17 protein-coding genes and 1 pseudogene are annotated in these 20,516 nt (G+C 73.6%); 12 read left to right on the forward strand and 6 right to left on the reverse strand.

The window, feature by feature from the left end; all coding sequences use genetic code 11:
- Positions 1–146 precede the first annotated feature (146 nt).
- Positions 147–470, reverse strand: coding sequence for a hypothetical protein (locus AB0C76_RS39415; protein ID WP_359975018.1), 324 nt, complete (start codon positions 468–470; stop codon positions 147–149).
- 594 nt (positions 471–1,064) lie between these two features.
- Here AB0C76_RS39415 and AB0C76_RS39420 point away from each other — a divergent pair.
- The gene (locus AB0C76_RS39420) at positions 1,065–2,024 is read left to right on the forward strand and encodes an alpha/beta hydrolase-fold protein (RefSeq protein WP_359975020.1); all 960 of its coding nucleotides are present in this window, start codon (positions 1,065–1,067) and stop codon (positions 2,022–2,024) included.
- A gap of 43 nt (positions 2,025–2,067) precedes the next feature.
- Complete coding sequence (locus AB0C76_RS39425) at positions 2,068–2,529, forward strand: hypothetical protein (protein WP_359975022.1); 462 nt, start codon at positions 2,068–2,070, stop codon at positions 2,527–2,529.
- Positions 2,530–2,536: 7 nt separating this feature from the next.
- Here AB0C76_RS39425 and AB0C76_RS39430 read toward each other — a convergent pair whose 3' ends face one another.
- Positions 2,537–3,691, reverse strand: coding sequence for an MFS transporter (locus tag AB0C76_RS39430; protein ID WP_359975048.1), 1,155 nt, complete (start codon positions 3,689–3,691; stop codon positions 2,537–2,539).
- 175 nt (positions 3,692–3,866) lie between these two features.
- Between AB0C76_RS39430 and AB0C76_RS39435 the strand changes: the two genes are divergently transcribed.
- The gene (locus AB0C76_RS39435; protein ID WP_359975024.1) at positions 3,867–4,238 is read left to right on the forward strand and encodes an ACT domain-containing protein; all 372 of its coding nucleotides are present in this window, start codon (positions 3,867–3,869) and stop codon (positions 4,236–4,238) included.
- A gap of 187 nt (positions 4,239–4,425) precedes the next feature.
- Here AB0C76_RS39435 and AB0C76_RS39440 read toward each other — a convergent pair whose 3' ends face one another.
- The 3 genes and pseudogenes from AB0C76_RS39440 to AB0C76_RS39450 form a co-directional block, all read right to left on the reverse strand.
- Complete coding sequence (locus tag AB0C76_RS39440) at positions 4,426–6,531, reverse strand: glycoside hydrolase (protein WP_359975026.1); 2,106 nt, start codon at positions 6,529–6,531, stop codon at positions 4,426–4,428.
- 161 nt (positions 6,532–6,692) lie between these two features.
- A pseudogene (locus AB0C76_RS39445) lies at positions 6,693–6,935 on the reverse strand (DUF1508 domain-containing protein); the annotation flags it as partial.
- Between the two features lie 26 nt (positions 6,936–6,961).
- Entirely contained in the window at positions 6,962–7,597 is a 636-nt protein-coding gene (locus tag AB0C76_RS39450) for a dihydrofolate reductase family protein (protein ID WP_359975028.1), read from the reverse strand.
- Positions 7,598–7,892: 295 nt separating this feature from the next.
- Between AB0C76_RS39450 and AB0C76_RS39455 the strand changes: the two genes are divergently transcribed.
- Together AB0C76_RS39455 and AB0C76_RS39460 are read left to right on the forward strand one after the other, a co-directional pair.
- A complete protein-coding gene (locus tag AB0C76_RS39455; protein ID WP_359975030.1) occupies positions 7,893–8,198 on the forward strand; it encodes a hypothetical protein in 306 nt (101 codons plus the stop codon).
- A gap of 232 nt (positions 8,199–8,430) precedes the next feature.
- On the forward strand, positions 8,431–10,884 hold the full coding sequence (locus AB0C76_RS39460) for a PKD domain-containing protein (RefSeq protein WP_359975032.1): 2,454 nt from the start codon (positions 8,431–8,433) through the stop codon (positions 10,882–10,884).
- Positions 10,885–10,959: 75 nt separating this feature from the next.
- On the opposite strand, the gene AB0C76_RS39465 is transcribed toward AB0C76_RS39460, so the two are convergent.
- Positions 10,960–11,751 carry a G1 family glutamic endopeptidase gene (locus AB0C76_RS39465; RefSeq protein ID WP_359975034.1) on the reverse strand — a complete coding sequence of 264 codons (792 nt, stop codon included), beginning with the start codon at positions 11,749–11,751 and terminating at the stop codon, positions 10,960–10,962.
- A 1,267-nt stretch (positions 11,752–13,018) separates the two neighbouring features.
- Between AB0C76_RS39465 and AB0C76_RS39470 the strand changes: the two genes are divergently transcribed.
- From AB0C76_RS39470 to AB0C76_RS39500, 7 genes are all read left to right on the forward strand, one after another.
- Positions 13,019–14,497, forward strand: coding sequence for a nitroreductase family protein (locus AB0C76_RS39470; protein ID WP_359975036.1), 1,479 nt, complete (start codon positions 13,019–13,021; stop codon positions 14,495–14,497).
- Between the two features lie 5 nt (positions 14,498–14,502).
- A complete protein-coding gene (locus AB0C76_RS39475) occupies positions 14,503–15,945 on the forward strand; it encodes a class I adenylate-forming enzyme family protein (protein WP_359975037.1) in 1,443 nt (480 codons plus the stop codon).
- 35 nt (positions 15,946–15,980) lie between these two features.
- Positions 15,981–16,244: a phosphopantetheine-binding protein gene (locus AB0C76_RS39480; RefSeq protein ID WP_359975039.1), complete on the forward strand. Its 264-nt coding sequence runs from the start codon at positions 15,981–15,983 to the stop codon at positions 16,242–16,244.
- Positions 16,237–17,010 (forward strand): dihydrodipicolinate reductase C-terminal domain-containing protein, encoded by a 774-nt coding sequence (locus AB0C76_RS39485; RefSeq protein WP_359975041.1) that lies wholly within the window; start codon positions 16,237–16,239, stop codon positions 17,008–17,010. Before AB0C76_RS39480 ends, AB0C76_RS39485 begins: the two co-directional genes overlap by 8 nt.
- Positions 17,007–17,756, forward strand: a complete 750-nt coding sequence (locus AB0C76_RS39490) for a class II aldolase/adducin family protein (protein ID WP_359975043.1) — start codon at positions 17,007–17,009, stop codon at positions 17,754–17,756. Before AB0C76_RS39485 ends, AB0C76_RS39490 begins: the two co-directional genes overlap by 4 nt.
- A gap of 47 nt (positions 17,757–17,803) precedes the next feature.
- A complete protein-coding gene (locus tag AB0C76_RS39495; RefSeq protein ID WP_359975045.1) occupies positions 17,804–18,943 on the forward strand; it encodes an acyl-CoA dehydrogenase family protein in 1,140 nt (379 codons plus the stop codon).
- Between the two features lie 104 nt (positions 18,944–19,047).
- Positions 19,048–20,424 carry a condensation domain-containing protein gene (locus AB0C76_RS39500; RefSeq protein WP_359975046.1) on the forward strand — a complete coding sequence of 459 codons (1,377 nt, stop codon included), beginning with the start codon at positions 19,048–19,050 and terminating at the stop codon, positions 20,422–20,424.
- Positions 20,425–20,516: the final 92 nt, after the last annotated feature.

Here is a 20,516-nt window from a genome sequence, read left to right on the forward strand (position 1 = left end):
CGCTCGGCTGGGAAACCCCAGCCGAGCGCCTGCATAAACTCATCGCGGCCTAACCAACCGACCACGTGTTGCGACGACCGCTAGAAACCGCCGAGGAGGTCCGGCCCTTCCCTCAGCGGCGGATTCCGGAGAACCCGCCGGTCGGCTCAGACACACTCCCACCCGTACGTCGACTCGGACACACATACGCTGGTGTTCAGGTGGCCGTTGATGCCGAACGCGTGGGAGCCGGGGTAGTAGAGGCCGGACGTGCCGTTCATGTAGACCCGGTAGTCGGTCCAGGGCCCGCGGAGCGTGAAGAAGACCGTGGAGACGTCCTCCGCACGGTTGTAGGACACGCCGTCGACGCAGATCTGCTCGCCGTAGCCGTTCATCGGGCTGCAGCGGGAGGACGCCTGGGCCGGGGCCGCGATGGCCACCGTCGCCGCGAGCACCGCTCCGGCCATCAGGGCAGCTCGTACTGTGCGCATGTGGTTCCCCCTTGTGCGATGGATGACGCCGGGAAAATTACGCTGTCGGCCGTCGAGCGCGACGGGACCGCCCGCATCGACATCCAGCATTGAAACAGCCGGGACATCGAGGGACAAGCTTTCTGTCAGAACGGGCGGGCTGCCCGGAATTCACGGACAGACGTGCTGCAAGAGATACTTTTCCGGACCGAAGGCCAGGTAAGAGACAAAGCGCAGGCACACCCAGGAGCTGGGAAGATGCCGTGCGTGGCCGCTCCGGACCCGTCTCCCAAAAGGCCTCGGCCTTGTTTGTCCGGTGGCGATCCGGCCGATATTCGCGCATACGGGGAAAATTCCCCGGGCCGCCTTTCCGTGGAATGTTGAATTCTTGAGCAAGAGGGCGCCGCCGCCCCCGGACCGCCGCGGCGCCTCCTGGCCGTCCGGCGTTCTCGCCGAGGGGCGGAACCGCGTGGTCCGATCCCTCGTCACCTACGGTGGCCGGTCGCCCGAACCGGCCTGACCGGGGGAAACGTGCTCATGTGTGCCGCTGCTGTGGACCGCCGCGCGCCGACCGTGGCCGCACCCGAACAACCGCACGGCGAAAGGCCAGCAGACATGACCACGCACACCGACAGCGCCACCGAGCAGCCCCCGGCACAGCCTGACGGCCCCCACCCGTCCCGGCGGCGCCTGCTGCGGATCGGGGCCGGCGTCGCGGCCGGCGGGGCCCTGCTGGGGGCCGGTGCCGCGGGCGGGATGCTCGCCGGGTGGCTGCCCGGCGGGGTGGCGCTGAAGAAGGCGTTGGGCATGACCGGCACGGACGGCACCGCGCCCGACGCGACGCCGGGAGCGGTGCACGTCGAGCAGGTGCGCTCGGCGGCGCGGGGCCGCAACGTCACGATGGTGACCATGCTCCCGCCCGGCGCCACGGCGAGCACGAACCTGCCGGTATGCGTGCTGCTGCACGGGCGCGGGAACGACGCCCAGGGGATGGTGACCCTGGGCGTGCCGCAGTTCCTGGCGGCCGCGGTCAAGGCAGGCGTGCCGCCGTTCGCCGTCGTCGCGGTGGACGGCGGGGACGCCACGTACTGGCACCAGCACGCCGCCGGCGACGGCGACGACCCGCAGACGATGCTCCGCGAGGAACTCCCGGGCTGGCTGCACGCCCGCCAACTGCCCACGCCGCGCGCCGCGATGGGCATCTCGATGGGCGGCTCCGGCGCCCTGCAGTACGCGATCGGCCGTACGCGCGGCGGCCGCAACCTCGACGCCGTCGCGCTGCTCAGCCCGGCCGTCTTCCGCACCTGGGCGGACGCCCGCACCACCGGCGGCTACGCCGACGAGGCGGACTGGCAGGCCCACGAGCCGGCGCTGCGCCTCGACGGGATGCAGACCGGTGCCCTCGGCGTGTGGTGCGGCCAGGAGGACCCGTTCTGCCCCGCCGCCCGCCAGGTCGCCCGGCAGGCCCGCGCCCGCGAGGCGCACTTCCCCGACGGCCTGCACACGGACGGCTTCTGGCGGCGGGTGATGCCCGACGCGATGTCCCTGCTGGGGCACGCCCTCGCCACCGCGTGACCCCCGCGGTTCCGGGGCGGCCGTCGCGCACTACCCTGCCGGGGTGACCGAGAAGATGATCAACCGTTACCGCCACGCCGTGGAGCCGCTGCTGGGGCCGGGCGAGGCCTTGCTGGACGTGGCGAAGGTGGTCCCGGTGGCCGGGGTCGGGGCGCTGGGGGCCGACCCGGTGCCGTTCGGGTCGGCGCTCGCGCGCATCGGCGCGGTGGCCGGGGGAGGGGGGAGCATGGCGGCGGCCTTCCCCACGGAGACGGCCCTGGGGAAGGCCGGGCTGCTGACGGTCACCGACCGCCGGGTCGCGTTCGTCGAGGCGGGCCCGGACCTCCGCAAGCCCGGCCGCCTGCTCTGGGCCGCGCCGCGGGCCCGGGTGGCGCGGGCCGAGCGCCGTCCGAGGACGCAGGCGATGGCGCGCTTCCGGCTCCACTTCGCGGACGGTTCGTCGGTGGCGATGATGACCATGCGCCGGCGCACGATCGAGTCGCTGGCCGTCCACCTGGGCCGGTGACGGGCGCTCAGGCCCCGGTGTCCGCCCGGCGCAGCAGGTAGACGCCGGAGGCGGCGGCCAGCAGGGCCATGCAGGCGGCGAAGACCAGGCCGGCCTCGGCCAGGCCGAGCGGTCCGGTGAGCAGGCCGATGCCGATGACGGGGACCGAGATGCCGAAGTAGGCGACGACGAACAGCGCCGAGAGCGCGCCGCCGCGGTGCTCGGCGGGGCTCGCGGCGGCGACCTCGCCCACCGCGCCGCGCAGCCCCATGCCCTGGCCGGCGCCGCCCACCAGTGCGGCGAGCACCAGCAGGGCCAGGACGGCCCACGCGAGCGAGCCCGCCAGCAGTGCCAGCCCGGCGATCAGCACCAGGCAGCCCAGCGGGATGGCCCGCGCGGTGCCCAGCCGGGGGACGAGGAGCTGGCCGAGCGTGGAGGCCAGGAAGGCCGCGAAGACGACGAGCCCGACGACGGCCCGGTTGTGGACGTCCAGGTCCTCGGCGAGGAAGGCGGGGCTGACCGACGTGAACACCCCCAGCAGGGAGAACCCGGCGAACGCGGCGATCCCGGCCGGGACGAACACCCGCCGGACCTCCGGCGTCAGCTCGGCCCGCTGGGGCCGGGCGGTGCGCAGCGGCCGTGTGCCGGCGACGGTCTCCGGCAGCGTCAGTACGAGGGCGAACGACACGGCGAGCAGCACCAGGTGCACGACGAACGGCAGGACCAGGGGCCAGGGCGCGTACTGCGACAGCAGCCCCGACAGCAGGGGTCCGCAGCCGAGCCCGCCCATGTTGGCTGCGGTCGCGGCGAAGCCCGCGCGTCCCCGGTGCCGCGCCGGGGCGAGCTCCAGTACGTACGCGGTGGCCGTGCCGGTGAACAGGCCCGCCGACAGCCCCGACAGCAGCCGCCCGAGACAGAGCAGCCCCACGCTGTCCGCGGCCAGGAACACGACGGCGCTGCACGCCGCGAAGCCCAGCCCGCACAGCAGGACGGGCCGGCGCCCGACGGTGTCCGAGACGTTGCCGACCAGCAGCAGGACGCTGATGACACCGAACGCGTAGACGGCGAAGACGACCGTCACCGTGAGCTCCGAGAAGCCGATCCGCTCCTGGTACAGCCCGTACAGGGGCGTGGGAAGGGTGGTCCCGGCCATGCATACGGCGAACGCGAAGGCGGCCGGCAGGTAGCCCGCCCGGGCGGCAGCAGGCCGAACAGTCCGATGATCGGTCACCACGCCACGATAGGCGAGCCGCCCGGCCCGGCCCATACCCCGCCGCCCCGGGCTGGCCGACCGGGGGTACCCCGCGTCGTGACCGCCCGCAGTTGATCATGGCTCCGGAGGGGCCTACGCTGGCCCGATGAACGCAGCCGTACCACAGCAACTCACCGTCCGTCCGGGCGAGTTCATTGTCGAGCAGCACGGCCCCGGCGCCCCGGTGCCCGGCGGCGACTGGCTCGCCCTGGTCCGCGCCCCCGAGGGCCTGACCGTCGTCCGGCCCGCCGGCGCCGGGGATGCGGGCGCGGAGCGCTGGGCCGCGTTCTACGGCGGGCAGACGGCCCACGGGCTCGACGTGCCGGGGATGCTGGCGGCGCTGCTGACCCCGCTGGCGGCGGCCGGGATCCCGGTCTTCACCGCCTCCACCTTCCACGCCGACCTCGTCCTGGTCCCCGCCGCCCACCTCGCCGCCGCGACGGCCGCCCTGCGCGGGGCGGGGCACGCCGTGGGCTGACCGTCGCTTCGGTCGGCCGTCGCGCGTTCGCCGACGACGTGCCCGGGCCCGTCCGCGAGTCGGGTGGGCACGCGCCCTCCGCAGGGCGTGCGCCGCACCCTTGGTCCGGACTCGGTGCCCGCGACCCGCTCGCCGTCCTCGACGCGTCCCCCGGCGGGCCCGCCTGAGCACGACCGACCGGACACCGTCAGATCACGTCACCCGGGCACAGCCGCCGGCTGCCCGGCCGTCCGCGCAGGGCGGCGTCCACGCAGCCGCCCGGCAGGCCGTCGTGGGCCGTGGTGGCGAAGTTGGCGGTGACGGTCAGCGTTCCGTCGCCGAAGACGGTCCGCTGCACCAGGTGGTCGTCGGTCAGCCAGCGGAAGTCGGTCAGCGGCTCGGTGCCGGCCGCCTGGTGCAGTGGGGCGAAGTACTGCTGCAGGGAGGCCAGTTCGCGCAGGTTCTGCGCGTCGTGCGGGTCCTTGTCGCTGAGCACGAAGTTGAGCGGGGTGTTGTCGAGCACGGCCAGCAGCGCGCGCGTGGTCTTCTGCTCCGGCAGCTTCCCGAAGGGCAGCTCCCACCGTTCGGCGTTGACCAGCGAACCGTGCAGCGCCGTCTCGTACAGCGGCACCCGGTAGCGCGGGTCGTACATCGCCTTGAGGGCGGCGGCCACCCGGGCCTGGTGCTCGGGCTTGAAGTCCGTGGTGCGTACCGGCTTGAAGAAGGTGGCGGCGGCCTGTTCGGGCATGTAGCCGCCCCAGGCGGCGTCGTCCTTGGGGTCCAGGGGCCCGTTGTCGAAGTGTCCGGTCTCCATGGCCCACAGCCGTCCGTCCACCGGGGTCGCCGCGCCGTGGTCGAAGGCCAGCACCTGGTTGGCCCAGGAGCCCGCCGATTCCGAGCCGAGCACCAGCGGTCGCGCGGACGTGCCGTAGGAGCCGTCCGTCAGACGCCGCATCCGGGCGAGGCGGTTGGCACGGTCCCCGGCCATGGTCATCGCGTGGCCGGGGTCGTGGTCCCGGAAGAGCTCGCCCGCCGCGTCCACGTCGAGGAAGTAGCTGCCGGCTCCGTTGGTGACCAGGGAGCGGGTGCGGTCGGCGAGGTAGTGGTGCTGCGGCTCGGCCTGCTCGAAGGCCTGCGAGCTCAAGTAGCAGCCCTTGTTGCGGAAACCGGGCTGCGGCGTCCCGTCGGCCCTGACGACGCAGAAGCGGGGGTAGACGTCGTCCGGCCAGACGGTGTTGGGGGAGGAGTCGTCGGTCTTCTGCTGGCCGTCGGCGAAGGAGTCGTAGGGCCCGGCCAGGTAGCCGGCGGCCTCGGCGGCCCTGACGTCCGCGCCGGTCATCGGGGCGTCGTCCGAGTCGTAGCCGAGCCAGAGCCGGGAGACGCCGAGCGCCTTGAGCCGGTCGAGGTAGGCGGGCCGCCGGGCGCCGCCCCAGGCGTAGGCGTGGAAGGCGCCGAGCAGTTTCGCGGTCTGCGGGTTCTTCCCGATCTTCTCGGCCAGGCCGCCGAGTTGTCCGTGCTCGGCGAGCCAGTCGCGGTAGTCGGCGGCCGGGGCCACCGGGGAGCCGTCGGTGAGGGAGAGGGCCACGGTGTACGTGCCGGTGCCGTTCCCCGCGGCGAACCCGTGCTCGGCGGTGGCCCGCAGCCGCCCGTCCTGGGAGGCGAAGGTCAGCGACGTGCCGATGTCGGTGGGGACGATGTAGCCGGCGCCGGCCCGGCCGGTGCGCAGCGTGTAGCCCCACACGGGCAGGGACAGTTGGGAGTCCAGTTCCTGTGCCTCGCCGACGAGTGCGCCGTCGGGGGAGTTCCAGAACGGGTCGTCGACGGGCACGGACAGGCCCTCGCCGCGCGGGAACTGGATCGCGGCGGCGGCCGGGTCGGCGGCGGTCACCGGCCAGCGCACCGAGGTGTCGGCGCCGGTGGCGGTGAGGGTGACCAGCAACCGGCCGTGGTCGGCGCGGACTTCGGCCCGCAGGCCCGCCTCCGGGTACGACCATCCGGCGCCGTCCGCCGTCCTGGCCGGGGCGCTCGCCCTGCCCAGCCGCGAGCCTGCGGCGGCGGAGAGCAGGACCGTCCGCCCGTCGCCGCCGCGGGCCTCGGTCCGCAACGTGGCGGTGTCGATGCTGGCCGTGCCGCCGCGGACGGGCACGTCGACGAGGCCGCCGTGGATCCGCACCCGCTGGGCGGAGCCGTCGGTGGTGGCGCTCGCCGCGGTTCCGGAGAGCAGCGCGGTGGCCACCGCGAGGACGAGGACCGAATGCGGAACGGGCCGGCGGGCGGGACGCGCGAGGGGTGACGCATGAGTTCCTGTGTGCATGACACAGTGGTACGGAGTTCGTCTAAGAGATCATTAAGAGTCTTCTCGCCGCCCCGGACTGACGACGGCTCACACTCTGCGGCTCCCCGGCCCCGCCGGGCGGTCGGCGAAGGCCGCCAGGTAGTCCTTCGGGGTGACGCCCACGATCTTCCGGACTCGCCCACCGCGACGATCTCCCCGTTCCCCGCCTTGAGCCGGAACCTCCACTGGTGGGCCTTGTCCTCGTAGACCTCGAAGTGTGCGGCCGTGCCGTCCTCCTGCCGGTGCTCGGGGCGCTGCTCCTGCCAGCCTGGGAGCAGCCCGCCCGGCCGGCGGACCCGGCCCTCCGGAACCCGCCCGACGCGAACCCGCCAGGTGCGGGCTCCGCGGCGAGGAGATCCGGGGGCTGCCGGGATCAGCGGCAGCCCCGCCGGTTATGTGCCGGGTGGCGTCAGTCGCGGTTCCCGAGGCCTCGGTCGGGGGCGCTCATGTCGCCCGTCCTGGGCGTGCCGCCGGCGATCCCGTAGCGCAGGAACACGGTGCCCGTGGGGCCGGCCACCGGCGGTTCGAGGAGCGTGACGTTGGTGGGCACCGCGCCGGTGCCGAACACCTTCTTGCCCACACCGAGGACGATCGGGTGCACCCAGAGGTCGAGGCGGTCGAAGAGCTTCTCCCGCAGGAGCGTCTGCACCAGGTCCAGGCTCCCGACGACCTTCACGTGCTCGTGCCGCTCGCGGATCTCGCGCACCGCGGCGACCAGGTCCGGGCCGAGCCGCGTGGAGCCGTCCCACGAGAGGTCGGGCTCACCCCGGGAGGCCACGTACTTCGGCACGCGGTTGAAGAGTTCGGCGATCTGCCCCTCCTTCTGGTGCGGCCAGTACGCGGCGAAGATGTCGTACGTGCGCCGCCCGAGCAGGAGGGCGTCGGTGTCCTCGTAGGCCGCGCCGATCTGCGCTCCGGTGGTGTCGTCCAGCAGGGGCGCCTGCCAGCCGCCGAACGGGAACCCCTCGGGGTCCTCGTCGGGCCCGCCGGGTGCCTGCGCGACGAGGTCGAGGGTCGTGAACAGCTCGATGTGGATGAGGCCCATTGCCTTGCTCCCGATGAGTCGGTCGTGCCGGTCGGTCCGGTCGGGATGGAGACCCGCGGCCGCCGGGGAACTCATCGCTCCGACGGCAACCGGTACTCCGCGTCGCGGATCGCTCACGCCATGGAATCACGAGCCGGGTGCCCGCGAGCGGGACGACTGTGCGGATCGGCACCGCGCGGAGCCCCCGACTGTGCGCTCGCGCACCGGACGCCCCCGGCGGCCGACCTAGATTCGACGGCGGTCCGCAAGGCAGGACGCGGGCCGGGTGACACAACGTCCGGCTGGAGGGGATTCGATGCTCAAGGTACGCGCACTGGCACTGGCGGCGGTCGCCGCGGGATCGCTGGCACTCGGGACGGCCACCGCCGCACCGGCCTCGGCGACCACGACCGACGTCTGCCAGGAGTGGTGGGACGGCAACACCTACGGCGCCATGTGCCCCCGCTCCGACAGTCACATCGTCTTCCGGGCGATGGCGGTCTGTCAGAACGGCGAGAACGTGTACGGCCCCTGGAAGCCGACCGGCAGCGGCCTGTGGAGCTACGCCTACTGCACCAGCGTGAACTCCTCGCTCCTGGACTACTTCCCCCAGTTCAAGTAGGCCCCCCGCCGGGGCACGGGGCTGCCGGGAATCCCATGACGGGACTCCCGGCAGCCCCACCGGCGTCTCCGGGCCGCCCGCCGCGCCCCGCCCTGCCGCGACGGGGATACCCGCGTGACGAACGCATGATCATCGGCGATACTCTTCGCCGGACGATCGGGGGTACGAACCATCACGAGCGCTCCCCGAATCCTGCACAACCGGCGTCACTTCGCCTCAAGGGGGACCATCCGTGACCATTCGTCATCGCGTCGGCCTGGCCGCCGCGGTTGCCGGCTCGGCGATATCCGGGGCGGTTCTCCCCTCGGTCGCCCACGCGGCCGACCAGACCGTGCTTCACGTCGACAACGCCTACGGGTCGGCCTGTTCGGACGCCGGGAGCGGGGCGCAGGACCGGCCGTTCTGCACCGTCCAGGCCGCGGTGGACGCGGCGCAGCCGGGCCAGACGGTCCAGGTCGCGACGGGCGGCTCCTACCGTGAGTCGGTGACCGTCAGGCACTCCGGGCTCCCGGGCAGGCCGATCGTCATCAAGGCCGACATCCCCTACGGCGTGCCCCAGACGATCCTCGGCATCCGTTCCTGGGACGCGGGTTCGAAGCCGGCCGCGCACGCCCTCGTGTTCTCCGGCGTGCACGACGTCACGGTGTCGGGCTTCCAGTTCGAGGCACCGCAGGAGGGCGTGCTCGTCCAGGACGCCGACCGGATCGTGGTGAACCGGAACACCGTCCGCGCCGGCAACCCCGTGTTCAACGGCGTCCCGTCCTCCTACCCGGACCCGGCGCCCGCCGTCCGCATCACCGGGAAGACCACCGCCACCACAGTGAGCCGCACGAGGGTCCAGGGCCAGGGAACGGTCGGCATCGCCGTGGACGCCGGGGTCTCCGGGACGGTCATCACCACCAACCTGGTGGTGGAGGGCCGCACGGGCGGCGTCGTGGCCACCGACGCCCCGGGCACCGTCGTGGCGAGCAACACCTTCGCCGGGAACTGCGGGAACGACGTCCTGCTCGCCGGGAACTCCTCGGGGGCCGCGGTGACGAACAACGTGATCACCAAGCTCCCCGCGGGCTCCTGCACCGACGAGGCCCTCAAGTCCGCCGCCGGCCTGTCGGTCTCGGCCGGTTCCGTCCCCGGGACCAAGGCCGACTACAACAGCGTCGTGCACGCGGCCGGCGGCGTCGGCTACCTCTGGGGCGGCACCCCGTACACCGCCGCCTCCGACTTCAGGGCCACCGGTCAGGGCGCCCACGACAACGAGGCCGACCCGAAGTTCGGGTTCTACAGCAGCGACTACGCGCCCCGGGCCGTCGAGGGCCTGACGGACGCGGCCGACGCCACCGCGCCGGGGATGCTGGACACCGACTTCTACGACCACCCGCGCGCGGACCACCCGGCGATCGCCAACACCGGTACCGGGCCCGGCTACTACGACCGCGGCGCGGTCGAGCTCCAGGACGACACCTCCGTGCAGCTGTCGGCGATCCCCTACGCCACGGCGGGCCACCCGCTGAACGCCCGGATCCAGACCTTCTACCGCACCGGCTGGGCGCCGGCCGGTGCCAAGCTCGACTTCGGCGACGGCAGCGCCCCGGTGGACGTGAACCCGGGCAGCGGCCTGGAGCTCGACCACGACTACCCGGCGCCCGGCACCTACACGGCGACGCTCACCGCGACCAGCCGGACCGGCCTGGTCTTCACCGGCATCGCCAGGTTCACGTTCGCCCCGGTGGACGCCCTCCGGCTCAACCCCCAGGTGAGCGTCGTCGACCAGGCCACCGCCCGGGTCGCCTTCCACGACGCCACCTCCAGCCCGTGGCCGCTCGCCCGCTACGCCGTGGACTTCGGCGACGGCACCGCCCCCGTCGTCACCGACGGCCGGACCTCCCCGGACGGCCTGACGCACGACTACGGCGTCGGCGGCTACTACACCGTCACCGAGACCGCCACCGACGACCACGGCCGCCAGGCCACGGCGTCCGTGCAGGCCTCCGTCCCGGGCCCGCAGGCCGGGACGCCGTTCACCGGCTACCTCGGCGGCCCGGCCACGCAGGTCGGCCTCTTCGACAACGGCCGCTGGAACATCGACTACGGCAAGACGACCGGCCACGTGAACGAGCGCCGGGCCTTCGGCGACCCAGGCGACGTCCCGGTGGTCGGCGCCTGGGAGAACACCTGCCAGTGCCAGCTGGGCATCTACCGCCCGAGCACCGCCACGTTCGGCCTCCAGCTGCGGGACGGGTCCGTCACCGCCGTCCGGTTCGGCGAGCCGGGCGACGTCCCGGTGGCCGGCGCCTGGGACCACAACGGCCACGACCAGCTCGCCGTCTACCGCCCGGCCACCGGCACCCTGGCCGTGCGCCACGACGACACCAGCGTGACGACCCTGCAGTTCGGCGGGCCGGGCGACCTCCCGGTGACCGGCGACTGGGACGGCGTGCACCACGCCCAGTTCGGCCTCTTCCGTCCGGGTCGCAGCGCCGGCGAGCCGAACACCTTCCTCCTGCGCCACGACGACGGCAGCGTCTCCACCGCCTCCTACGGCGTCGCCGGCGACCTGCCGGTGGTCGGGGACTGGCAGGCCGCCGGGCGCACGACGTTCGGCATCTTCCGTCCGGGCAGCCACGTGTTCGCCCTGAGCAACGCCTACGTCGGCCGGGGCGACACGGTGTTCACGCTCTACATCTGACGTCCGGGTACACGGCGGCCGGGGCCGCAGCACGCAGGAGCCGTGCTGCGGCCCCGGCCGTTCCCGGGGGGCGGGTCAGCTGTGGTTCCAGGTCACCTCGAAGGCGCTGTCGTCGCCGAGGGGCGAGGTCGTGGCCAGGACGGTGTGGTCGTGGTCGGCCATGGTGATGTTCTCGGGGCCGAAGCCGCCGATCGGCTTGCCGTTGGCCCTGGCGTCGGTGAAGCCGACGGTGCCGAAGTCGGCCAGCGGCAGCGGCCCGGACAGGGTGGACGGCGCCTCGACGATCACCTCGGCCGAGGCCAGCTTCGCGCTGGACAGGGTCTTGTGCTGGGTGTGGCTCCAGTGCTGGGTCTCGTCGCTGATCGTCAGGGTGAACTTGCCGCCGGCGGCCGCGGTGACGCTCGCCGTGAAGCGGTCGCCGGGCTCGACGTGGTCCGTGTAGACCACCGGGAACGCCGGGTACATCTCGAACCAGGCGTAGTACTGCGGCTTGCCGCCGGAGCAGTCCGCCGAGCTGCCGTTCTGCTCGACCGAGCGGCTGCCGTCGCCGTCCAGGCCCACCCAGAAGCTGGAGTAGGTGTCCTCGGTGGTGCAGTGCACCTGCGGCTGGACCCAGCTCGCGCTGACGCTGGTGAACGTGGTGCCGGTGGCCGCGTAGCCGGCCCAGTTCGCGCTGGTGCCGTTGGCGCGGTCACCGTGCGGGCGGCCCTGGTGTGCTGCGCCGCCCTCCGGGCGCAGCAGCGGTGCCCGCAGGACGGCAGGCCCGGCCGGGCCGGAGGGCCGGGCGAGCGCGGGGGTGGTGGCCAGGACGGTGGCCGCCGTGGCGAGGGCGGCGGTGGCGAGCATGCGGTGGCGGGTTGCGGGCATGGTGCGGTGCTCCCTGGGGACGGACGGGGGGATCCGGTGGCCGCTCGGGTGATCGGCGCCGGGGGGCACCGGACTGACGGTCAGTCACTCACGGTAGTTCTGCCGGTGCGTCAGGCGGTGTGAAGGATCTCGGAATCCTCGCGGCTTCACCCGTAAGGCCGGACGGCCGCGGGATCCGCGACGGGCGGTCTCCGCCGCAATCCCGATGCTTCGGCGCGCCCGATTGCCAATGGCGAAATCGAGTTCTGCGTCGGCCGCCGGAGCGGTGGGTGAACCGGGGGCCCTTGCCGCATTGCCACTGGTATCGGCACGGGGTGTTGGCACGAGCCGTCATTCAACCGTGGAAGCCGGTTCGGCCGACGGCGGACAACCGGCAACCAGCAGGGGACTTGACGGAAGGTCACTCACCCGCACGGTTGTCTTGCGCGACGCCAGGATGCGGCCTTGCCGTCCTCGACCCTGGCCTGCGTCCACCCGCGTTCCGGGCGCGGCGCGCCCTGGCGTCCGGTGTTCCGTCGTGCCTCGCGCCCGGCCCCGGCCGGCCGCAGGCCGCGCCGCGCCCGCCCCGGCCGCCGTCGGGGGCGACGGCGGCCCCGCGGCCCCGCGGACGCCGTGCGCGGCAGTGTGTCGGTCTGCGGTTGCCGCCCGCACGTCGCCCGCATGTCGCCCGCATGTCGCCCGCACGCCTCCTGCGTGCCCTCCGGCGCTGTCGGGCGCCACCGGCACCGGCCCGGTTGGCAGTGCCTGGGACGAATTGCCGAGGTTGTCCGGGGTGTCGGTGAGGGGCGGCCAATCCGCATTGATGTCCGATTCACAGCATTCACCCGGTTGGCTTGACTCATCCTGCGGCGTTATCAGGATTGGTCTTGACCATTGCCTGGCGTGCTTGGCATGCTGGCAACGGCCGTAACCGATCATGGGGTTCACGTGGTTCGGGCCGTGGATCGGTTATGTGCCACATCGTGAGACGGGGGACGAATGGGCGAGTGCTCGCCGGGGGCAGCGCGGCGGGGATGGTGCCGCGCGGTCGAATGACCGTCGAATAGTCCGTCTCGCGATCCGAGAACCCGTCGGTGCTGGTCGAGGGCAGTGGAAAAGCCCCGCGAGGGCACCGTTGCAAGCTTTTGCGGTATCCCCCCACATTTTCCTCCGTGGTGCACCGGGCTGCCGAGAAGCGTGGTGGGCCGATTTCGCCTGCCCGCTTTTCCGGGCGCCCGCGACATGCGTATTTGGTGGATTGCCAGAGAATTGGAGGTCTGCGTCAGACGTGCAAGGAAATCTGATCACCCAGGAGTCCGTGGCGGTCGCCGAGGCGCCCCGGGGCGCGTCCGCGGGCCGCGCCGACGAGCTGTGGGCCAGGGTGGCCCTGCCGCCGGCCTCGCCCGAGCCGCCCGCCGAGCCCGTCGCCGCCCCGGGCCTGCGCCGCGCCCTGTCGGTGGTGGACGAGGGTGTGTTCACCAGCCGCGCCAACCGGGCCTGCGGCTCGTACGTGGCGCGGGCGGTGCCGTCGGCCGGGGCCGTGTACCCGTACGAGTTCGCCGTCCTCGTCGTGGAGGACGGGGTCCCGACGGCCTACCGGCTCGACGCCGACCGCCGCATCTGCGCCCGGCTGGCCGCGGGGGAGCGGGTCGCCGCCGCGCTGGCGGCGTCCGCGCTGGCCGTCCCGGACGACGGCGGAGCGCTGGTGGTCACCCTCACCCGGCCCTGGCTGTCGATGCGCAAGTACGGCGACCGCGGGTACCTGTACACCCAGCTGGACGCGGGCCACGCGGCCGCCAACCTCGTCCTGGCCGCGGCCGGCCGCGGGGCACAGGGGACGCTGCGGCTGCGCTTCCCGAGGGAACCCCTCTCGGAGCTGCTGGAGGCGGGCGAGAACCACCGGGAGATCCACTCCGCGGTCCTCGTGCCGGCCACCGCGGACACGGCGGGTGCGGCCGACGGCTCGTGGACCCGCTGGACGGTGCACGACAGCACCGACCGGGACCTGCGCGGGCCCACCTGGCGGTCGTGGCTGGAGAGCGCCTGCTGGGACTCCCTCGCCGTGTGGCCCGAGCACCCCGGCTCCCCGGCGCCCCGCACCGCGCCCGCTCCACTGGCGCACATCCGGACCAGCCGTCAAGTACCTTCTGGAGAAGGCGGCTTGGGGGACCGGAACGGATGGCCGGAGCTGATCGGGACGCGCGTCTCCAGCAAGGCGTTCACCGGCGAACCCGTCTCCGCCGACGCCGTCTGGCGGGCGGTCTCGGCCCTGTCGACGCCGCTGGAGACCGACCTGCCCGGCGCCTCCCCGCTGTCCGCCACCCTCGTCCTGCGCTCGACGACCGAGCCCGGGCGGGACGCGGTGTACCGGCTGGACACCGGTGAGCGGCAGCCGGCCCGGCTGCCGTCCACCGACGAGGTGGCCCGGGCCTGCATGCAGCAACGTGCCCTCGCCGGCGCCGGCGCCGTCCTGCTGCTGCACGTGCCGCGCACCTCGCTCGCCGGGGCCGACTCGGCCGCCGGCGCCGAGAGCCTGCGCGAACTCGCCTTCCGTTGCGGCGCGTTGGGCCAGCTGCTCTACCTCGGTGCGAACCGCGCGGAGGTCGGGGTGACCGCCATCGGCGGCTTCGACTCGCCGCTGTGGCGCACGCTCGCGGGGCTGCCGGAGGACGACGAGATCCTCTACGCCCTGCTGCTCGGCCGCCCGGACGACTCGGGCGTCAAGTTCGACCGGCTTGCCACCGCGCACGCCCAGAACGAGCGGTGAACCCGATGAACCCCGTCCTTCCCGGTCTCCTCACCGAAGTCCTCGCCCGCCACGGCGACCGCGTCGCCGTCACCGACGCGGGCGGATCGCTGCGCTACGCCGAACTCACCGACCGGGCCCGCGCCGCCGCGGAGCACATCGCCCGGTTCGACGTACCGGACGAGCGGGCCAGGGTCGGCCTCTACGCCACCAACTCCGTCGACTACGTGGTCGGTTACCTCGCGGTGCTGTTCGCCGGCGGCGTCCCGTTCCTGGCCGACTCGGCCTTCGGGCCGTTCGAGCTCTCCCGGATCGCCGAGGACTGCGGGCTGGACCTGCTGATCCACGCCCCGGGCGCGGACGTCGGCGCCATCGTGGACGAGACCCCCTCGGGCGGCGGCGGGTTCGGCGCCCTCACGGTCAGCCGGGTGCGCCGCTGCGACGCCCCCCGACCGCAACTGCTGGACGACACCGAGGTCTGCCGCTTCACCTCCGGCTCCACCGGCCGGCCCAACTGCATCGAGTTCTCCGGCGCGGCGGTGTCCGCGGCGGCCGCCAACTGGGTGAAGGGAACCGGCCTCTCGGCCGAGGACCGGATCGCCTGCTTCGCCGCGCTCTCCAACGGGCTGGCCTTCAACACCTCGCTGCTGGCGGCCTTCCTGCCGGGCGCCTCGCTGCACCTGTCGCACGGCCTGCCCACCGCCACCCGCGTCGTACGGCTCCTGGAGGGCACCGCCGCCACCCGGCTGGTGGCCTTCCCCGCGTTGTACGAGTCGATCGTGCGGCGCGCGCCGAAGGCGGGCTTCGCCGGCGTGCGCACCGCGATCTCCTCCGGCGCACCGCTGCGCGAGAGCATCCGCGAGGAGTTCACCCGGCTCACCGGCGTGCCCATCCACAACTACTACGGCGTCGCCGAGACCGGGCCGCTGACGTTCGCCGCCGACGGCGCCGGCAGCGGGCTCGGGGCGCCCCTGCCCGGGGTGCGGCTGCTCGCCCAGGAGGAGGGCATCCGGGTCCGGAGCGAGTCGATGGGCTCGCGCTACCTCAACGCCCCCGGCGTGTTCGAGGAGCGCGTCGACGCCGAGGGCTACTACCGCACCGGCGACCAGGGCCACCTGGTCGACGGCGCGCTCCACCTGACCGGACGCACGAGCCGGCTGGTCAACGTGGGCGGGCGCAAGATCGACCCCATCGAGATCGCCGAGGTGCTGCGCGGGGCCCCCGGAGTACTGGACGCGGTCGCCTTCGAGGCCGAGAACCAGCACGGCGAACCGACCCTGGCCGCCGTCGTCGCCGTCGAACCCGGCGTCACCGCACAGTCCCTGCGCGCCCACTGCGCGGCCACGCTCCCCGCGTTCAAGGTGCCCGGAATCCTCCGCCCGGTGGACAGCATCCCGGCGAACTCGATCGGCAAGCCGTCCATCGAGCGCCTGCGGCGGCTGCTCACCGAGCCGTCCCCCGGCCATTGACCTCCAAGACCCCCTACGAGACACAGGAAGTCCCCATGGACAACACCACCCTGCGCGCCAAGATCCTCGAACTCGCCATCGCGGCCGGGGACGGCAGCGTCTCCGCCGACGAACTCGCCGGCGCCGACTACTCGCTCCGCGACGTCGGTTACTCCTCGCTCTCCTACATGCGCCTGATCGACAGCATCGAGAACGAGGTCGGTGTCTACCTGGACCCGGAAGCGCCCATCGAGCACTACGAGTCCATCGACTCCGTCACGGCCCTCGTCGTCGCCAGCGGAATCGGCGCCGATGCCTGAGACGCCGATGCCCGAGGCGCCGATGCCCGAGGCAGCCGGGCAGCCCCGCCCCACGATCGGGATCGTCGGCGCCGGCCGGCTCGGCTCGGCGCTGCGGTCGCTCTGCGAGGCGGACGGGACGAGGGTCACCCTCACCGCCACCCGCCGCGGCGGCTGGTCCGCCGACGCCGTCCCGGACGTCCTCGTCGACGCCAGCGCGCCCGACGCGCACCCCGAGGTCCTCGACTACTGCGCCACCCGCCGGGTCCCGCTCGTCGCCTGCGTGTCCAACCTGACGGACGCCCAGTGGAGGGCGCTGGCGGAGCTGGCCGAGGCGGTGCCGGTGGTCCGGGCCACCAACCTCGCCTTCGGCCACTACCTCCAGGTGCGCATCGCCGAGCTCACCGCGGCCCTCACCACGGGCCGCTTCGAGGCGACCACCACCGTCCGCGAGCGCCACCCGCTCGGCAAGGCGCACCGGCCGAGCGCCACCGCGCTGGCCCTGGCGGACACCTGGGCGCGGGCCGGCGGCCCGGCGGTGGCCGACATCTCCGACGAGCGGGCCGGACTGCCCGTCAGCGAGCACGAGCTGACCCACACCTGGGACGGCGAGGCGCTGCACGTGCGCCACCACGTCGCCAGCTGGACGGTGCCCGCCCGGGGCGCACTGGCCGCCGCCGCCTGGGCCGGCACCGCGCCCCCCGGACTGGTCACCATGCGCACGGTCTTCGACGAGCTGACCGCCCCGACACACCCGACGACCCCCACCGCGAGGAGCGCGACATGACCACGGCCGAACCGGTGCCGCTGAACCCGGCCGAACGCCGGCTCGTCGTCCAGGTGGCGACCGGCGCCCGGATGCTCTCCCTCGACGGCCACGACGACTTCAACCAGGGCCAGATCTCCGCCCGGATCCCCGGCCGCGACGAGTTCTTCATCAAGAACGCGCTGGTGGGCTTCGACGAGGCCACCCCGGAGAACGTCGTGCGCTGCCCGGTGGACCACACCCTGCCGGCGCCGCCCCTGGCCCCGCCGGAACTGCCGCTGCACCAGGCCATCTACCGGGCCCGACCGGACGTCAACGGCATCGTCCACAGCCACGCGCCCCACACCCTGATGTTCGGCGCCACCGACCTGCCGATGCGCCCGATCTCCCACGACGGCGCCTACTTCCGCGACCGCATCGGCCTGTTCACCGAGACCAGCAACACCGTCCTCGACATCGAGACCGGCGACCACATCGCCAAGGACCTCGGGGAGCACCCGGCCGTCCTGCTGCGCAACCACGGCGGCGTGATCGTCGGCAAGAGCGTGCGGCACGCGTCCGTCTTCGCCCAGGTGCTGGAGCGGGCGTGCCGGCTCCAGCTGACGGCCGAGGGCACCGGCGTCCCGTACACCTGGTCCACCGACCGGGACGTGGCCGCCAAGCAGGACTTCATCTACGCCGACCTCTCCGTGCGCTCCTACTGGGACTACGCCGTCCGCCGGGTCGCCCGGCACTGGCCGGAGACCGCCGCCTGGGGCCTGGCCTGACCGCCGGCCCACGCCCACCCCACCCGAACACCCACGGAGGTCGTCCGTTGAAGGTCCAGCGCATCCTGCCCACCGAGGAGGCGGCCGATCTGCTCGGCCTGGTCCGGGAGATCGCGGCCGGTGAACTCGCGCCCCGCATAGCCGAGTTCGAAGCGGCCCACGCGTTCCCCCGGGAGATCGTGCGCACCCTGGGCAAGGCCGGGCTGCTGAGCCTGCCGTACCCCGAGGAGTACGGCGGCGGAGGCCAGCCCTACGAGGTCTACCTCCAGGCGCTGGAGGAGATCGCCTACCACTGGTTCGCGGTGGCCGAGGCGGTCAACGTGCACAACCTCGCCTGCTTCGGCACCGCCGCCTACGGCACGAAGGCGCAGCGCGAGGACCTGCTGCCCGGCATGCTGGGCGGTGAACTCCTGGGCGCCTACTGCCTGTCCGAGGCGGAGGCCGGTTCGGACGCGGCCTCGCTGACCACCCGCGCGGTGCGCCAGGACGACGGCTACCGCATCACGGGGACGAAGGCGTGGGTCACCCACGCCGGCCACGCCGACTTCTACAACGTGTTCGCCCGCACCGGCGGCCCGGGGGCCCGGGGCCTGTCCTGTCTGGTGGTCCCCGGCGGCACGCCGGGCATGGTGGTGCACGAGCCGGAGCGCAAGCTCGGCGTGTGGGCCAACCCCACCGCCCAGGTCGGCTTCGAGCAGGCCCGGGTGCCGGCCGACCGGCTGATCGGCCGGGAGGGCAAGGGCTTCCTGATCGCGATGGGCGCCCTGGACTGCGGCCGGCTGGGCATCGCGGCCTGCGCGGTCGGCATCGCCCAGGCCGCCGCCGACTACGCGGTGCGCTACGCCAAGGAGCGCCGCCAGTTCGGGCAGCGGATCATCTCCTTCCAGGGCGTCGGCTTCATGCTCGCCGACATGGCCACCCAGATCGCCGCGGCCCGGGCGCTCACCCTGGCCGCCGCCCGGCTGAAGGACACCGGCCGGCCGTACTCGCTGGAGGCGGCGAAGGCGAAGCTGTTCGCCACCGACGTCGCGATGAAGGTGACCACCGACGCGGTGCAGGTGCTCGGCGGCGCCGGCTACGTCGCCGACCACCCGGTGGAGCGCTGGATGCGCGAGGCCAAGCTGCTGCAGATCGTCGAGGGCACCAACCAGATCCAGCGCATGGTCATCTCCCAGGGCCTGGACTAGGCCCCGGCCGGCGCCCGGCCCACCGCCAGTACTCATCGCACGCATCGCCATCGCATGGCATCGCACGCATCGCACGAGGCAACCGAAGGGAAGTTCGGAACACGATGACCACGGTCGAGGAGCGGACCATCACACTGGACTCCGCGAGGTCCGGGACGGGCCCGGCCACCTGGGGGCAGCGGGCGATCTGGGGGGTCGTCACCCGACTGGGCGACGACGCGCCCCGGTACAACCTGCGGCTCGACCTGCCCCTGGCCCCGCCGCGCTCCGCCGCCCGCGTCCTCGCCGACCTGGCGGAACTGCTGCGGATGCACGACAGCCTGCACACCCGGCTGCTGCCGGCCGGTGAGGACGGGCTGGAGCAGGTCGTGGACGGCAGCGGCGAGCTTCCGGTGGCGGTGCGGACGTGCTCCGTGCGGCAGGCCCCGGCCGCCGGCGCGGCCCTGATGGAGGAACTGGCGGGCCGTCCCTTCGACCACGCGCGCGAGTGGCCCTTCCGGGTCGGCCTCGTGGAGTGCGAGGGCCTGGTCCACCGCCTGGTGCTGGCGGCCTCGCACACCGCGATGGACCTGTGGGGCGAGGGACGGATGCTGCGCGACCTGGCGCTGATCGAGGCGGGGGAGCGCGCCGAGGACCTGCTGCGTTCGCGTCCCGCCCTCCAGCCGCTGGAGGCCGCGGCGGTCCAGGCCTCGCCGCTGGGCCGCCGCCGGGACGAGGGTGCCCGCCGCTACTGGTGCGAACGGCTGGCCGCCGGGCCCCAGCAGATCTTCCGGGAGCCGGCGGCGCCGGACCTCAGGGTCACCGACCCCGGCCGCCTGTTCCCCAACGCGCTGCTGCGCTCGCCCGCGCTAGCCGTGGCCGTCGAGCGGGTGGCGGCCGACCTCGGGGTGAGCGACGCCGCGGTGCTGCTGGGCGCGGCCTCGCACCAGCTGGCCCGGATGTCCGGCAGCAGCGACGTCCTGTTCCAGGTGGTCGTGAGCAACCGCTTCCAGCCGGCCGCCGCCGAGTCGGTCAGCACGATGGCGCAGGAGGCGGTGTTCCTCCTCACCGACGCCGACAAGGACTTCGCGGACGCGGTGCGCCGCACGCGGTCCGTCTCGTTCAGCGCCTTCCGCCACGCGGGCTACGACAAGTGGGCGCTGGAGCGGGAGCTGGCGGGCCTGGTCGAGCGCGGCGAGGCGGGCGACCACTCGTACTGGTGGAACGACACCCGGGACCCGGGCAGCGGGCCGTTCGACACCGTCGGGCGCCCGCGGGCGCCGCTCGGCGAACTGGCCGCGCGCACCGAGCTGAGCTGGCCGACGGACTTCCTGCCCCGCGCGAACGTCTCGATGGCGGTGGACGTGCTGACCGCCCCCGGCGTCCTGGAGCTCGCCATGACCGCCGACCCGGCGATCATCACCCGCGCGGGCATGGAGCAATTCCTCCGTGGTGTCGAGCAGTTGATCGTCACCGAGGCGCTCGCTCTGGGGGAGGAGTGAGCGCGCGCTACGCGGGGATCGCCTGGACCGGCGCGGGCTACGAGGTCGAGGTCGTCGACGGCGCCGGGCGCAGGGCTGCCGGACCGAGCCGC

The organism is Kitasatospora sp. NPDC048722, from assembly GCF_040650235.1.
In the GTDB taxonomy this organism is placed as follows: domain Bacteria; phylum Actinomycetota; class Actinomycetes; order Streptomycetales; family Streptomycetaceae; genus Kitasatospora.